Origin of the sequence: Streptomyces hilarionis, from assembly GCF_024539675.1 — a bacterium.
In the GTDB taxonomy this organism is placed as follows: domain Bacteria; phylum Actinomycetota; class Actinomycetes; order Streptomycetales; family Streptomycetaceae; genus Streptomyces; species Streptomyces hilarionis.
The window spans coordinates 60,061-73,952 of sequence record NZ_JAHHIT010000055.1; the positions used below are offsets into that span (position 1 = coordinate 60,061).

Sequence of the window (13,892 nt, forward strand, 5' to 3'; positions counted from 1 at the left end):
TCATGCGGTGCCGTCGACTCTGGGTGAGGCGTGATCATCAGAACGCGCCGTTCCGGTTTTCGTACTCCGCACCCATCGGGGAGAAGAACATGCAGATCCGCTCGCGTCTGACCCAGGCCGGCCTGCTGGGTTCCGCCGTCCTGGCCGCCTTCGCCGTCTCCGCCGCTCCCGCCTCCGCGGCCGCGGCCGTGACCGCCTCGCCCAGCAGCGGTCTGACGGACGGGCAGACCGTGACCGTCACCGGCACCGGCTTCCCGGCCGGTTCCCAGGTCGCCGTGTCGCAGTGCCGGGAGAGCACCACCTGCACCGACGCGCTGACCCGGGCCACCGTCGCCGCCGACGGCTCCTTCACCGCGTCCTACACGGTGCACCGGCAGTTCACCGCCACCGACTGGAGCACGGGCGCCGGCACGTCCGTGACCGTCGACTGCGCCGTGCAGCAGTGCCAGCTGGTCGCCTACCAGGACGCCACCGGGGCGGTCGGCGCCGGCATCTCCTTCGGCTGAGCGACGCACGGCCTCCCGGACGAGACCGCAGCCCACCGATCGGTGCCCGTGCGACCGGCACCGCTCGGTGGGCGCGTTCGTGTCGCCGTCCCCCGCACGGGACGGCGCGGGCCTACGCCTTCGGCGCGCTCTCCCACGCGAAGCCGTCCGGGTCGGTGAAGGACCCGTCGGTGCTGCCCAGCACGATGCGGTGCGAACCGCCGCCCTCCTCGGGCACCCCGACGTCCTTGGCCAGGCCCCGGCGCTTGTACAGCGCGAGCTTGACGGGGGAGGCGTCGTCGGAGGCGAACTCGACGTACTTGCCGCCGAAGCTCTTCGCGACGGACAGGCCGCGCTCGACGTAGAACTGCTTGCTCGCCTTCACGTCCTCGACGCCCAGCAGGAGCACGAGGTCGTCGACCTCACGGGTGGCGGGACCGGTGTTCTTCTTCGACGAGGTCGCCATCTTCCAGATCGTGCCGTCCGGGGCCTGCACGACGCCGCCGTAGCCCCACAGGGACTTCGAGGCGGGCTTCAGCGTGGTGGCGCCGGCCTTGAGGGCGGACTCGACGAAGCTGTCGACGTCGGCCGGCTGCGAGACGGTGATCGACATCGTGAACCCGCGGAATCCGGTCGTCTGCGCGTCGGAGGCGCGCAGACGCAACCGCGGGCCCAGCCCGAAGGCGTCGGCGTAGAAGCGCTCGGCGGCCGCGTGATCGGCCACCTCCAGGGTGACGGATGCGAGGGAGGTCATATCGGTCACTGTAGCCACGGGAGTTGGGGATCGGCCGCCTGTGCGGCGGCCGCGAACGTCGCCCGGACGGCCGTCGGGAAAGCGCCGGCGCGGCCGCGGCCCGCCCCTCGCGCCCGACGCGGGAGCGGCGAAGCCGGCGCACGACCGGGCGGTCGCGGCCGCCGGAGCGGCGAACGCCCCGCCGCCCGGCGGCCGCGGATGGCCGCGGCGCCTCCGGCCGCGACACCGTTTCACCAGGTCGCACTGGTCACACCCGGCCGTCCACGTCTGCCGCCGGTCGGGTGACACCGGGTCGGGCCGCGCCCCGCCGGGGCCGGTGCGCGGCTCCCCGCCCCGGCCGCGACCCCTCCCCCGAGGGCCCCGGCGGCGGCCCTCAGCACGGTCCCGTCCTGTCCGCGGGCTGTAGTGGTTCTCGAGCGGGACGCGAGCCGATCAGGACGCTCCCGAGCCACCCTGTCGAGTGGTTCGACACGTGGGGAGGGCAGCTGTGGACGCAGTGGTGGAGAAGGCGGTCGCGTACCTGCGCGAGCGATACGGCGATCCGTCGCCCCTCGCGGATATCGCCACGGATATCGCCCGGGACACTCTGCTCGGCCGTCTCGATTTCTCCCGCGTATTCAAGGAGGAGACCGGGGTGAGTCCCGGGACATTCCTCGCCGCGGTACGCATTCACGAAGCGAAGAAACTGATCGGCGCCGCCCCGATGCCCTTCGAGGAGATAGCGACGGCGGTCGGATACCCGGACCCGGGCTCGTTCACGCAGGCCTTCACGGCAGGCGTCGGCCTGTCCCCCGGCCGGTTCCGCCGGCTGTGCCACGAGAAGGGCGAGGACCCGCCGGGGCCGCGGCCCGGTCCGGGCGCGCACCACGGCTCGGTCGCGGGCACGGTCAGGCTGCCGCCGGGCCACGGGAACGCCCGCGTGTTCCTGGGGGCCTTCGCCACGCCCGTGGTCCGGTACCCGGCCGTCGCCTCGGCCGTCGTCGACGTACCGAGCGACCGTCCGTCCTGCTACTCCCTGCGGGACGTGCCCGAGGGGCGCTGGCATCTGCTCGCGGTGGCGGTGGCGGCCGGCGCCGGTCACGATCCTCGGGCCGTGCGGACCGCGCTCGTCGCGGGCGACGGCGCCACGACCGTCACCGTCACCGCCGGGGACGTCACCAGCGCGGCGGTGCGGCTGCGGCCACCGCGCCCCGTCGACCCGCCGGCGCTGCTCGCCCTGCCCGACCTGGAACCGCCGGCGATCGTCGTACCCCGCCCCGGATGCGCCGCCACGACCCCGGCCACGGCCGCCCCCACCCGCGAACGGGCCACCGTGACCCGTCTACGGCCACCCCCCAACGAGCCGACACCGACCCCGACCCCGACACCGACAGGAGCCTGAGCAGCCGGGAGCCGAGGGGTCGGACCAGTGGCCATGGGCCCGGGCGATGAGGGACGCTCAGGGACCCGAGCCGTCGGACCTGTGCTCAGCCGCCCGGGCGGTCGGGGGCCGGCGGTCGAGGGTCTGCCGTCAGGGGCCCGAGGGGGACAGTTTGCGGCACAGTTCCTGGCGGGTCTTCAGGCGCTCGGCGAGCAGGCACCACTCCTTGCCGATGTGCTCGGCGATGGGGGCGACGACGCCGAGCCAGTGCGGCGGGACGGCGTCGACGAGCCGCCGCCAGTCGTCGCCGGGCTCGGTGGCCTGGGTCTGCATCCAGCGCAGCAGTTCCCGGCCGTCGGCGGTGTAGCGGATGGCGGGGTCGGTGGCCATCTTGGCCGCCACCGCCGCCCAGGTGGGCGGGGTCTCGGTGTGGTTCCTGCGCTGCGTCGGCACGGCCTCCACGCTGGCGGCCACCCGCAGCGAGGCGCGGCGGACGCCGTCGGCGACCGCCTCGGCCGGCGCGGTCACGTCGTCGGGCGGGGGCACGGCGTGCACGGGCCGCACATGCTGCGGGCGTGCGCCGTGCGTCCGACGCCCGTTGCGTTCGGGTCCCTCGCCGCGCCGCAGCCGTGCGCTGACGTCGTGCACCGTGCCCAGCGACACGTCGGTGGCCCGCGCGACCTGGCGCAGCGGGGCGTCCGGATGCGCGGCGATGTACTCGGCGGCGCGCCGCCTGCCCTCGCCCGCGTCCACCGGACGGCGTCTGCCGTCCTGGCCGATGCGCTTGCCGCCCTGCGGCGTCGCGACGGCCGAGCGGTCGCGCAGCGAGGCGATGGTCTTCGCGCTCAGTCCGGCGATGCCGGCGATGGCGCGGTCGGACCAGTCGGGGTGGGAGCCGAGGACCCGCTGGGCTCCGGCGACGCGGTCGGCCCGGGACAGCGGCAGGCCGTGCACGCCGTTCGCCTTCATCGCGATGACGAGGGCCTCGGAGTTGGAGCAGTCGAGGAAGCGGGCCCGGATGCTCTCGTCGCCCATGAGCCGGGCGGCCTCCAGCCGGTGCAGCCCGTCGATGACACGACAGCCGTCCACCTGGACGAGAATGGGAGGGAGTTCCGCCGAATCCGCGGCGTCGACGAGAAGCCGGACATGAGCGGCGTCGGTTCCGCCCTGACGCAGGGAAACTCCGGGAGAGAGCGCGGCGAGGGGAACTTCGCGTGCCGGGAGTCTGTCGAAATTCCTCGGGTCGAATTCGCTGTGCGCCGACGTTCCGGCGCCCTCCATCTGGACGAGACTGAATGCACTCGTTATCGAGACGGCTTGCGCGTTCCTCTGAGACATTCCGCTGACTCCCTCTCTGCTGCCGCTGGCGAAGAGGGTCGCAGGGGGGTCTCCAGCCGCAGTGGAGGGCAGGTCGACGTTCCCTGGAAACACGAGGCCGCGGGCGCCCGCCGAGGGGGGGACGGACGCCCGCGGGGATCAGGCGTCCCTGCGCCGCAGTTGGACCACGGCGACGGCCAGCAGGGCGGCCGTCCACAGTGCGAGCACGCCGAGGCCCTCCCACGGTCCCAGCAGATCGCCGGAGCGGGGAGCCTGCTGAGTGATCATGAAACCGGCCTGGGTGGGGAGCCAGGCGTGGATGCGCTCGCCCGCGCCGCCGGGCAGCAGACCCGCCATCGGGGTGATCACCAGGACGAAGCCGATGACGACGGTGATGCTCGCCGCGGTGTGCCGGACGATCGCGCCGACGGCGAGCGCGAACAGGCCGAGCAGGGCGAGGTACACGCCGCAGCCGACGACGGCCCGCAGCACGCCCGGATCGCCGATGGCGACCGGCGCCTTGTCGTCCATGATCGGCGCGCCGATGAAGAAGGAGCCGAACGAGGTCAGTTCGCCCGCCGCCAGGACCAGCAGCGCGAACACCGCTCCCTTGGCCGCCAGCACGGGCACCCGCCGGGGCACGGCGAGCAGGCTGGAGCGGATCATGCCGGTGGAGTACTCGGAGGCGATCGCCATCACGCCGAGCACGCACACCGCCAGCTGGCTGAGCAGGATGCCGCTGCCCAGGATGGTGCCCGTCGGGTCCAGCCGCATCTCGGCCTGCTGGGCGGGATCGGTCTTGTCCCAGTTCGCGATGCCCATCTTCAGGAACAGCGCGGTGAACACCAGGGTGAAGACGACCAGGATGGCGAGCGACCAGACGGTGGAGCGCACCGAGCGGATCTTCGTCCACTCCGAGAGCATCAGGTTCCCGAAGCCCGGCCGGCGGCCGTCGGTCGCCGCGCCGGGCGCGGTGAAGGGTGCGGTCGTGGCGCTCACTTCACACCTCCGGCGGCGGTGACGCCGGCGTCGTACTCGACGGCGTCCTTGGTCAGTTCCATGAAGGCCTCCTCCAGGGAGCCGCGTCGGGTCGACAGCTCGTGCAGCACCAGGCCGTCGGCGGCGGCGAGTTCGGCGATGCGCGGGGCCTCGATGCCGGTGACGTCGAGGTCGCCCTCGTCGGTGCGGGTGACGGTGGCGCCCTGACGCGCGAGCAGTTCGGCGAGCTGCGTCCCGTCGGGCGTGCGGACCAGCACGGACTGCTCGGTGCTGCGCTCGATGAACTCCTTGGTGGAGCAGTCGGCGACCAGCCGGCCGCGGCCGATGACGATGAGGTGGTCGGCGGTGACGGCCATCTCGTTCATCAGATGGCTGGAGACGAAGACCGCGCGGCCCTCGGCCGCGAGCGACTTCATCAGGTTGCGGATCCAGAGGATGCCCTCGGGGTCGAGACCGTTGACGGGCTCGTCCAGGACCAGGGCGGCCGGGTCGCCGAGCAGCGCGGCGGCGATGCCGAGCCGCTGTCCCATGCCGAGGGAGAAGCCGCCCGCCCGCTTGCGGGCCACCGACGCCAGCCCGACCTGCTCGATGACCTCCTGGACGCGGCGCCGGCCGATGCCCTGGGTCTGCGCGAGGCAGAGCAGGTGGTCGTAGGCGCTGCGGCCGGTGTGCACGGCCCGCGCTTCGAGCAGCGCCCCGACCACGCGCAGCGGCCGCGAGAGGTCGCGGTAGGGAACGCCGTTGACGGTGGCCTCGCCGGCGTCGGGCCGGTCGAGTCCCAGCAGCAGTCGCATCGTGGTGGACTTGCCCGCGCCGTTGGGGCCCAGGAAGCCGGTGACCCGGCCGGGCTCGACCGTGAACGACAGGTCGTTCACGGCGGTCTTGTCGCCGTAGCGTTTCGTGAGGTTCTTGGCCTCGATCATGGTCACCTCGGTTGAATGGCTGCGACAGTTTTCGCTGGGGCAAAATCCCCCGGACCCCTGTGATAGCAGGATCGCTATCTGTTCAGTAGTCGCAGCCTGGAGCCGTCCGTGAACGATGGCCCGTGCATCACGCCACCGATATTTTGGCGGTTCCGCCTGTCCGGGGAAGCGCGTGTTCCATCTGCTGACTTTCCTCGGTTGAACCCGGAAACCAACGAGGGTCGTCATGAATTCAGTCACGAACGGTCCGGCGTCCGCCCGGCGGCGGCCGGTGGTCGGGATCTGCGCGCGGACGGCGCCGGTCACCCTCCAGGGCGGCGATCTGGTCGTCGCCCTGGCTCTTCAGTCGCACGTGACGTTCCTGTCCGAGGCGGGCTGCACGCCCGTGCTGCTGCCGTCGGGGCCGGGGGCGGAGGAGGTGGTCGAGCGGCTCGACGCACTGCTGGTGCCGGGCGGGCCCGACCTGGACCCGGCGCTGTACGGCGCCGACGCCCACCCGGCGACCCGGGCGCCCGATCCGGCCGCCGACCGCGCCGAACTCGCGCTGGTGCGCAAGGCGTTGGAGGCGAAACTGCCCGTGCTGGCGATCTGCCGCGGGATGCAACTGCTCAACGTGCTGCACGGAGGCACCCTCCACCAGCATCTGTCGGACGTCACCGGCCACGACGGCCACCGTCCGCGCACGGCGTCCTTCACCCTGGGCCGCCAGCCGCTGAAGCTGCTGCCCGGCAGCCTGCTCGCCGGCATCCTCGACGAGGACGAGCCGGAGACGGCCTGCCACCACCACCAGGCGGTGGACCGGCTCGGCAGCGGCCTGACCGTCACCGGATGGGCCGGGGACGGGACCGTCGAAGCCGTGGAGGTCACGGACCACCCCTTTGCGATCGGGGTGCAATGGGAATCCGGATACACGGCCGACAAACGACTCCACCAAGCCCTCGCACACGCCGCCGGACGCCTGCGGAAAGACCCGGGCGCCGCATTTTCGATTCATTGAGAAAAGGCGACCCCGAGGGCAAACTGATTTCCGATCCCCATGCGAAGGAGAATTATGTCGCCGCGGATGCCGAACCCCTCGTTGGTGGTTCCCGACGTTCTTCCGCCCATGCGCGCGCTGGTCAAGGCCGTCAACAGCGTCGGCGTGCCCCTGCAAACGCTCGTGCTCGTCCACCTGCGGGTGAGCCAGATCAACGGGCGGACGGTCCACCTGCCCACCAAGCCCAAGGAGTTCGAGGACGCCGGTGAGGAGGACCGCCGGCTGCCGGTGGTGGAGACGTGGCGGGAGCAGACCTGCTTCACCGACGCGGAGCGCTCGCTGCTGGCGCTGTCCGAGGCGGCCACGCGCATCGACGGCCGCGAGGACCCCGTCTCGGACGAGGTCTGGGAGGAGGCCGCCAAGCACTGGACCGAGGTGCAGCTGGCCGCCGTGGTCCTGCACATCGGGCTGGTCAACCTGTGGAACCGGGTCAACGTCGTCACCAAGCAGGAGGCGGTGGACTGGCGCATCAACCCCAAGACGTGGACCCCGATGACCAGTCGGCTCAGCGCGGCGCAGTAACCCCTCCCGAACCCGTCAGGCCCTGTCCGGTGGCACTCCCCGGACAGGGCCTGACGTCATGTGCGGACCTGCCGGGCTCAGGGCGCGCCGTCGCCGCCGATCGCCGCGTCGAGAACGGCGAGCAGCGTCCTGGCCTGCACGTTGACGTAACGGCTGTGCGCGGCGAGCCATTTGAGCTGCCCCGGCGTGACCCAGTGGTACCCCGGGGGCGGCTCGGCGGGCGTCGTCGCCTCGTCGGTCTCGACGATCAGGTAGCGGCTCTCGGCGTCGAGGAACCGGCCGCCCTCCTCGGAGTGCACCGTGGAGTAGCGGACGCGTTCGGGCGGGGCGTCGAGCACCGTGTCCAGGAAGGGCGGCCGCTCGTCGGCCGGGAGGGGGGCGTAGTTCGACGGCACGCACTGCACGGTCGGCGCGAGCTCGACGGTGTCGAGGAAGCCGCCCTCGACGCGCGCGTGCGCCAGGACGTGCGGGACGCCGTCGAAGACCCGGTAGGCGAAGCCGACCACGCCGCGCTCCACCGGTTCGATGATCGGCTGGGTCCAGCCGGCCACCTCGCGGCCGGCGCCCTCGACCGACACCGCGACCACCCGGAAGAACCGGCCGTCGACGCGGCTGACGGCGTACTCGTCGCGCTGCCAGCCGGCGATCTCGCGCAACGGCATGAGCCGGGCCCGGACGTCGTGGCGGGCCCGCTCCCCCGTGAACCAGGCCAGCAGGTCGGCGTCGGAGGACAGCGCCCTCGTCTCGGCGGGCGCCGCCGGGGCGCTGGCCAGGACGGTGCGCGCGTCCATGTTCACGATGTTGTCCAGGCGCAGCAGCCGCAGGATCTGGCCCAGGGTGAGCCAGCAGAAGGTGTCGTGGACCGGGACGGGGACGTCGGCGTCCACCTCGACGATCATGTTGCGGTTGCGCTTGCGGAAGAACCACGCCCCGTGCTCGGACTGGAGGACGTCGGTGAGGACCTGCTCCCGCCGGGGGGCGAGGAAGTGCTCGAGGTACTTCACCCCGGTTCCGCCGTGGGCCTGCGTGTAGTTGCTGCGGGTGGCCTGCACGGTGGGCGACAGCTGCACCAGGTTGGGGTTGCCGGGCTCCATCTTGGCCTGCATCAGGAAGTGCAGGACCCCGTCGAACTCCTTGGCCAGGATGCCGAGGATGCCGATCTCCGGCTGCACGATGATCGGCTGCTGCCACTGAGTCCGCGGCCTGGACACGTGCAGTCCCTCGACGGTGAAGAACCGTCCGCTGCTGTGCCGCAGGTCGCCGGTGTCCGGGGCGAACGACCAGCTGGCGAGTTCGGCGAACGGGATGCGCCGCACCACCGTCCCGCTCGAGCGCCGGTGCGCCTCCAGCCAGCCCGGCACCTCGGACGTCGCGGTGTGCGCCCCCTCGGCCGTCGCGGCCGACAGCGCCAGGCGCTCGGCGACGGCGGCCCTGGCGCGCGGGACGAGCTGTGCCGGGGCGCTCACGGCCGGCCGCCGTTCTCCTTGAGCGGCTTCCACCACCTGGGGTTGTCCCGGTACCAGGCGACGGTCTCGGCGAGCCCGGTGTCGAACGCGGTCAGCGGCCGGTGGCCGAGCTCCCGCTCGATGCGGCCCTGGTCCAGGGCGTAGCGCCGGTCGTGGCCCTTGCGGTCGGTGATGTGGTGGATCATCTCCGGTCCCGCCCCGCACAGTTCGGCGAGCCGGTGGGCCAGTTCCAGGTTCGGCACGGCCGTGCCGGCGCCGATGTTGTAGGCCTCGCCCGCCCGGCCGTCGGTGAGGACGCGCTGCACCGCACGGCAGTGGTCGTCGACGTGCAGCCACTCGCGGATCTGTCCCCCGTCCCCGTAGACGGGTATGGGGCGTCCTTCGAGCAGGTGGGTGACGGCGAGCGGGATGAACTTCTCCGGGTGCTGGTAGGGCCCGTAGTTGTTGGAGCACCGGGTGACCGAGACGTTCAGGCCGTGGGTGCGGAAGTAGGCCAGGGCGATCAGGTCGGAGGCCGCCTTGGACGCGGCGTAGGGCGAGTTGGGCAGCAGCGGGGACTCCTCGGTCCACTCGCCCTCCTCGATGGAGCCGTACACCTCGTCGGTCGAGATGTGCACCATCCGCCCGACGCCGGCCGCCAGAGCGGCCTCGAGGACAGCCTGCGTGCCCTCCACGTTGGTGCGCACGAACGCGGCGCCGCTGGCGATCGAGCGGTCGACGTGGCTCTCGGCGGCGAAGTGCACCACCGCGTCCTGCCCGTCGAGGAGGCCCCTGAGCAGCTCCCGGTCGAGGATGTTCCCGTGTGCGAAGGACAGCCGCGGGTGCGTGGCGGGGAGGTTGTCGCGGTTCCCCGCGTAGGTCAGCGCGTCCAGGACGGTGACGTGCGCGTCCTCGAAACCCGGATACCCCCCGTCGAGCATGGTCCGTACGTAATGCGAGCCGATGAATCCGGCGCCGCCGGTGACGAGGATTTTCATGAGATCACGTCGCAGTCGGAATTCCACGCTCGAAGCATGTCCTTTTCCCTTTTCCTTGAGGGGACGGAGGGTGCGCCGCGGGCCCCGTCGGCCGTGGCGGGCCGCGAGGAGCCGGCCGCCGTGCCGACGCGGGCGCCCGTGCGTCTCCCGGACGGCAGTCGGCGCCCACCCTGTCCGGTGAGGCTGGACGGCCGCCCTCGAAGCCCTCTTGAGACGAACTCGACGGACTCGCCCGAGGCGCCTGAGCCTGCGGACTCGCCGAGCGCGAGGGGCTTCGGGGGCGGCGGCGCGGGGCGCCGGGAGCGGCGGGCGACGCCGGTCGCCGGACGCGTCGTCAGCTGTCCTGCAACAGCCCGATGACGTTGCCGTCGAGGTCGGTCACGGTCGCCACGCGGCGGCCGCCGCCGACCTCCTTGGCGGGGCTGCCCAGCGTGGCGCCCGCGGCCGTGACCTCGGCCAGCGTCGCGTCGAGGTCGGCCACGTGCCAGTAGGCGACCTGCGAGGTGAGGTCCTGCGCCCCCGCCGGCACCAGCCCGATGTGCTGGCCCGCGACGTCGAACCCGACGTAGTACTCCGAGTCGGTCTGCGGCTCGATGCCGAACAGGGCGGCGTACAGCTTCCTGGCCGCCGCCACGTCCGCCACCGGATGCAGCACGGTCTTGATTCCCTGGATGGCCGCGTCGGACATTCTCAACTCCCGGGGTTGGAAATTCGTCGCCTCATGCTAGGGAAATCCGGGAAGCCGCCGCAGCGACCCTCATACCGCCTCGAGGCGATTTCCAGGCGTTCTTGAGCGTGAGCCGACAGGCCGGTGCCACGCTGCGAGCGCGCTGAATGAGGAGGGGAATTACGTGAGAAAGCTCGCGTTGGTCATACCGGTGATCGCGGCCGCGCTGGTGGGCTCGGCCGTCGCCCCGGTCGCGGTGGCGAACGACACGGCCGCACCGGCCGCCGGCAGCATCGACTGGGTGCCGTGTCCGGGCGGCGACCCGGTGCTCGGCGACCTGCTGAAGAACCTGGAGTGCGGCACGGTGACCGTGCCGCTCGACTACGACGCCCCCCAGGGCAGGCAGATCAGCCTGGCACTGACCCGGGCCAAGCACACCGTCCCCGACAGCGAGTACAAGGGCGTCGTCGTGCTCAACCGCGGCCAGTGGCCCGGCGGCATCGGCCGTGACCTGCCCACCCGGTACGCCACGGGCACCACCGGACTGGCCAAGGACGTCGGCGCCGCCTACGACTGGATCGGCTTCGACCCGCGCGGCGTCGGCGCCAGCGAGCCGGCCGTCGTCTGCGACGTCGGCTACCTCGACCCCGGGCACGCGCAGCCGGACCCGGCGCCCGCCACCCCCGCCGCCGAGCAGCAGTGGGTCAAGCGGGCCCGCGCCTACGCCCAGAGCTGCGGCGACAAGTACGGCGACGTGCTCGAGCACCTCGGCACCGAGGAGGCGGCGCGCGACCTGGACCGCATGCGGATCGCCCTGGGCCAGGAGAAGATCACCTACTTCGGCACCGACTGGGGCACCTACCTCGGCTCGGTGTACGCCACCCTGTTCCCGAACCGGTTGCAGCGGATGGTGCTGGACAGCGTGGTGCGCCCGAGCGGCGTCGGATACCGCAACAGCCTGCGCAAGAACGTGCTGTCCGAGCGCAACGCCGAGATCTTCTTCGCCTGGGTCGCCAAGTACGACAGCGTCTACCACCTGGGCACGACCGAGGCCGCGGTCGAGGCGAACTACTACAAGGCGCAGGACGAGCTCACCGCGGCGCCTCTCGACGGCGCGATCGGCCCCGCCGAGTGGGCGGACATGTTCGAGCCGGTCGTCTACCGCAGCTGGACCTGGCTGTCGCGGGCGAAGGTGCTCTCCGACTTCGTGGTGCGCCATGACCCGACGTCGCTGCGCACCGGCTACACCCCGCCGGGCTTCCCGCACCAGAACCGCCACGCGATGACCAACGCGGTCAACTGCCTCGACGGCCCCTGGCCGCAGAACTGGAACCGCTGGAGCAAGGACCGCTCCCGCCAGTACCGGAACGGTGCGCGAATCCTGACCTGGCCCAACACCTGGTACGACGCGCCGTGCGCCTTCTGGCCCGAGCCCGCGCGCAAGCCGATGAAGGTCGGCAACGACCAGGTGAGCGTGCTGCTGGTGCAGCCCCAGTTCGACACCGCGCACGGCGTCGCCGGCGCCGTCGAGACGCACGCGCTGTTCCCCAACTCCCGGCTGATCCTGGAGAAGGGCGGCCACAACGTCGGCGCGGCGCTGTCGGCGAACAACAACGCCTGCCTGAACAAGTACGTCGGGGACTTCTTCCGGGACGGCACCCGTCCCGCCTCCAAGAAGGGCAGGGACGCCGTCTGCGAGGCGGCTGCCGACCCGGTGCCCACGTCCTGACGCACCGTCCGGCACACCCCCTGACACAGCTCGAAGGGACGGGCCCCGCGTGATGATCACGCGGGGCCCGTCCCTCTTGGCCTGGTCCCGGGGCCGCCGTCTCGGCCGACGTCGCAGAGTCGCCGTCGCAGAGTCGACGTCTCAGAGTCGACGTCTCAGGGGCGACGTCTCAGGGGCGACCTGTGGGCGCCCGCCGCCGCGGGCGCCCGGCCGGTCAGCGCAGGGCGTCCACGGGGGCCGTTCGGTGGGCGGCGACCAGGGACTCCAGGGTCCGCACCAGCTCATTGGGCGTGGGCAGGGCCAGCATCTGCTCGCGCAGCCGCACGGCGTTCGCCCGCACCGCCGGATCGTGGAGCAGCCGGACGAGCGCGGCGCGCACCGCGGGCCCGTCCACCTCGGCCGGCGTCATGCCGACGCCCGCGCCCGCGGCCTCGAGGCACCGGAACTTCAGCGGGGCGTCGAAGGCCCGGCCGATCAGCAGCTGGGGCACACCGTGGCGCAGCGCGCAGCCGAACGACCAGGTGCCGCCGTGGTGCACCACGGCCGAGCACGTCGGCAGCACCTCGGCCAGCGGCACGGAGCGCACCGCACGGGTGTTGGCGGGCACCTCGCGCAGCTCGCGCAGGGCGTCCGGCGGCAGGGCCAGCACCAGTTCCATCTCCAGGTCGGCCACCGAGTCGAGGATCTCCTGGACGCGTGTGACGGGCAGCGGGAGCCGGGCCGGGCCGTCGTCGACCGAGTCGCCGAACGTCATCAGCACGCGCGGCGCCGCGGGCGGCTCGGCGAGCCACTCGGGCACGACGGCCGGCCCGTTGTAGGGGACGAACTGCACGGGCAGGGTGGTCGGCCGCGCGTCGGGCCGGAAGGCCTCGGGGAGCGGGGCGAGGGTGAACTGACCGTTGACCAGGTCCTCGGAGAACCCGACGCCGTACCGGCCCGCCCAGCCGGTGAGCCAGTCCCGCAGCGCGTCGGTGCGCCGCTGCGGCGGCTGCTGGGCCCGGGCGTGCAGGAAGTCCTCCCGCATGCGGGTGTAGACGTCGACGGAGTACAGCACCCGGGCGTGCACCGCGCCCACCGCCTCCGCGGCCACCGCTCCCGCGAACGCCTTGGCGCCCCAGAGGACCAGGTCCGGCTGCCAGGCGCGGGCCAGTGCGACGAGGTCCTCGGTCATCGAGTCGTTGGAGCGGCGCGCCTGCGGAAGCACCAGGGCGTCGAAGACGTGGCAGGCCTGCTCCCAGTTCAGCCGCTCGCGGTCCGGCCGCGGGTCGAACAGCGGGTCCACGGTCGGCTGCGCGGCGCGCCGGGCGGCGGCCGCGCGGTCGGAGGTCTGGCGCCGGTCGCGTTGTCTGCGGACGTCGGGCTGCTCGCCGGGCCCGACGGCCACGGCCGTCAGGCCGGCCGAGGTGACGGCGTCGAGCAGATCCGGCCAGCAGGCCACCCGCACCTCGTGCCCGGCCGTCTGCAACGACCACGCGAGCGGCACCAGGTTGAAGACATGTGCCTTCCAGGGGAACGGCACGATGAGGACGCGCATGACGGCACTCCTTGGGATCGGGAACAGGGACGGGAAACGGGTACGGGTACGGGAACGGGGGTCGCGGGCCGACGGGCGCGCTGCTCGGTTCTCGTGGCCCCGGCCCGCCCGTCCCGCCCGTCC

General features: G+C 72.6%; 13 protein-coding genes. 5 read left to right on the plus strand and 8 right to left on the minus strand.

What is annotated here, in order from left to right:
* The first annotated feature begins 89 nt into the window (after window positions 1-89).
* Entirely contained in the window at window positions 90-506 is a 417-nt protein-coding gene (locus KMS84_RS14315; RefSeq protein ID WP_256916588.1) for an enediyne antibiotic chromoprotein, read from the plus strand.
* A gap of 112 nt (window positions 507-618) precedes the next feature.
* Here the strand turns inward: KMS84_RS14315 and KMS84_RS14320 are convergent, their stop codons facing one another.
* Window positions 619-1,239: a VOC family protein gene (locus KMS84_RS14320; RefSeq protein WP_256916589.1), complete on the minus strand. Its 621-nt coding sequence runs from the start codon at window positions 1,237-1,239 to the stop codon at window positions 619-621.
* 499 nt (window positions 1,240-1,738) lie between these two features.
* On the opposite strand from KMS84_RS14320, the gene KMS84_RS14325 reads away from it, so the two are divergent.
* Window positions 1,739-2,620 (plus strand): helix-turn-helix domain-containing protein, encoded by an 882-nt coding sequence (locus KMS84_RS14325; RefSeq protein ID WP_256916602.1) that lies wholly within the window; start codon window positions 1,739-1,741, stop codon window positions 2,618-2,620.
* A gap of 129 nt (window positions 2,621-2,749) precedes the next feature.
* Here KMS84_RS14325 and KMS84_RS14330 read toward each other — a convergent pair whose 3' ends face one another.
* The 3 genes from KMS84_RS14330 to KMS84_RS14340 all read right to left on the minus strand — a co-directional run bounded on the left by KMS84_RS14330 (window position 2,750) and on the right by KMS84_RS14340 (window position 5,838).
* Window positions 2,750-3,688, minus strand: a complete 939-nt coding sequence (locus tag KMS84_RS14330) for a nuclease (RefSeq protein ID WP_256916590.1) — start codon at window positions 3,686-3,688, stop codon at window positions 2,750-2,752.
* 387 nt (window positions 3,689-4,075) lie between these two features.
* Window positions 4,076-4,915, minus strand: coding sequence for an ABC transporter permease (locus KMS84_RS14335; RefSeq protein WP_256916591.1), 840 nt, complete (start codon window positions 4,913-4,915; stop codon window positions 4,076-4,078).
* Entirely contained in the window at window positions 4,912-5,838 is a 927-nt protein-coding gene (locus tag KMS84_RS14340; protein ID WP_256916603.1) for an ABC transporter ATP-binding protein, read from the minus strand. Before KMS84_RS14340 ends, KMS84_RS14335 begins: the two co-directional genes overlap by 4 nt.
* Before the next feature lie 226 nt (window positions 5,839-6,064).
* Here KMS84_RS14340 and KMS84_RS14345 point away from each other — a divergent pair, with 226 nt between their 5' ends.
* Together KMS84_RS14345 and KMS84_RS14350 are read left to right on the plus strand one after the other, a co-directional pair.
* A complete protein-coding gene (locus KMS84_RS14345) occupies window positions 6,065-6,835 on the plus strand; it encodes a gamma-glutamyl-gamma-aminobutyrate hydrolase family protein (protein ID WP_256916592.1) in 771 nt (256 codons plus the stop codon).
* Window positions 6,836-6,943: 108 nt separating this feature from the next.
* Window positions 6,944-7,396: a carboxymuconolactone decarboxylase family protein gene (locus tag KMS84_RS14350; RefSeq protein WP_306425459.1), complete on the plus strand. Its 453-nt coding sequence runs from the start codon at window positions 6,944-6,946 to the stop codon at window positions 7,394-7,396.
* Between the two features lie 77 nt (window positions 7,397-7,473).
* Here KMS84_RS14350 and KMS84_RS14355 read toward each other — a convergent pair whose 3' ends face one another.
* From KMS84_RS14355 to KMS84_RS14365, 3 genes are all read right to left on the minus strand, one after another.
* Window positions 7,474-8,862 carry an NDP-hexose 2,3-dehydratase family protein gene (locus KMS84_RS14355; RefSeq protein WP_256916594.1) on the minus strand — a complete coding sequence of 463 codons (1,389 nt, stop codon included), beginning with the start codon at window positions 8,860-8,862 and terminating at the stop codon, window positions 7,474-7,476.
* On the minus strand, window positions 8,859-9,839 hold the full coding sequence (gene rfbB, locus KMS84_RS14360) for a dTDP-glucose 4,6-dehydratase (RefSeq protein WP_256916595.1): 981 nt from the start codon (window positions 9,837-9,839) through the stop codon (window positions 8,859-8,861). Before rfbB ends, KMS84_RS14355 begins: the two co-directional genes overlap by 4 nt.
* 334 nt (window positions 9,840-10,173) lie before the next feature.
* On the minus strand, window positions 10,174-10,527 hold the full coding sequence (locus tag KMS84_RS14365; protein ID WP_256916596.1) for a VOC family protein: 354 nt from the start codon (window positions 10,525-10,527) through the stop codon (window positions 10,174-10,176).
* 163 nt (window positions 10,528-10,690) lie between these two features.
* Here KMS84_RS14365 and KMS84_RS14370 point away from each other — a divergent pair, with 163 nt between their 5' ends.
* Window positions 10,691-12,235, plus strand: coding sequence for an alpha/beta fold hydrolase (locus KMS84_RS14370; RefSeq protein ID WP_256916597.1), 1,545 nt, complete (start codon window positions 10,691-10,693; stop codon window positions 12,233-12,235).
* A 214-nt stretch (window positions 12,236-12,449) separates the two neighbouring features.
* On the opposite strand, the gene KMS84_RS14375 is transcribed toward KMS84_RS14370, so the two are convergent.
* Window positions 12,450-13,769, minus strand: coding sequence for an activator-dependent family glycosyltransferase (locus tag KMS84_RS14375; protein WP_256916598.1), 1,320 nt, complete (start codon window positions 13,767-13,769; stop codon window positions 12,450-12,452).
* Between the last annotated feature and the right edge of the window lie 123 nt (window positions 13,770-13,892).

Coding starts and splice junctions, on each gene's coding strand:
- KMS84_RS14315 (WP_256916588.1), top strand. CDS start 90: ATGCAGATCCGCTCGCGTCTGACCCAGGCCGGCCTGCTGGGTTCCGCC.
- KMS84_RS14320 (WP_256916589.1), bottom strand. CDS start 1,239: ATGACCTCCCTCGCATCCGTCACCCTGGAGGTGGCCGATCACGCGGCC.
- KMS84_RS14340 (WP_256916603.1), bottom strand. CDS start 5,838: ATGATCGAGGCCAAGAACCTCACGAAACGCTACGGCGACAAGACCGCC.
- KMS84_RS14345 (WP_256916592.1), top strand. CDS start 6,065: ATGAATTCAGTCACGAACGGTCCGGCGTCCGCCCGGCGGCGGCCGGTG.
- KMS84_RS14350 (WP_306425459.1), top strand. CDS start 6,944: ATGCGCGCGCTGGTCAAGGCCGTCAACAGCGTCGGCGTGCCCCTGCAA.
- rfbB (WP_256916595.1), bottom strand. CDS start 9,839: ATGAAAATCCTCGTCACCGGCGGCGCCGGATTCATCGGCTCGCATTAC.
- KMS84_RS14365 (WP_256916596.1), bottom strand. CDS start 10,527: ATGTCCGACGCGGCCATCCAGGGAATCAAGACCGTGCTGCATCCGGTG.
- KMS84_RS14375 (WP_256916598.1), bottom strand. CDS start 13,769: ATGCGCGTCCTCATCGTGCCGTTCCCCTGGAAGGCACATGTCTTCAAC.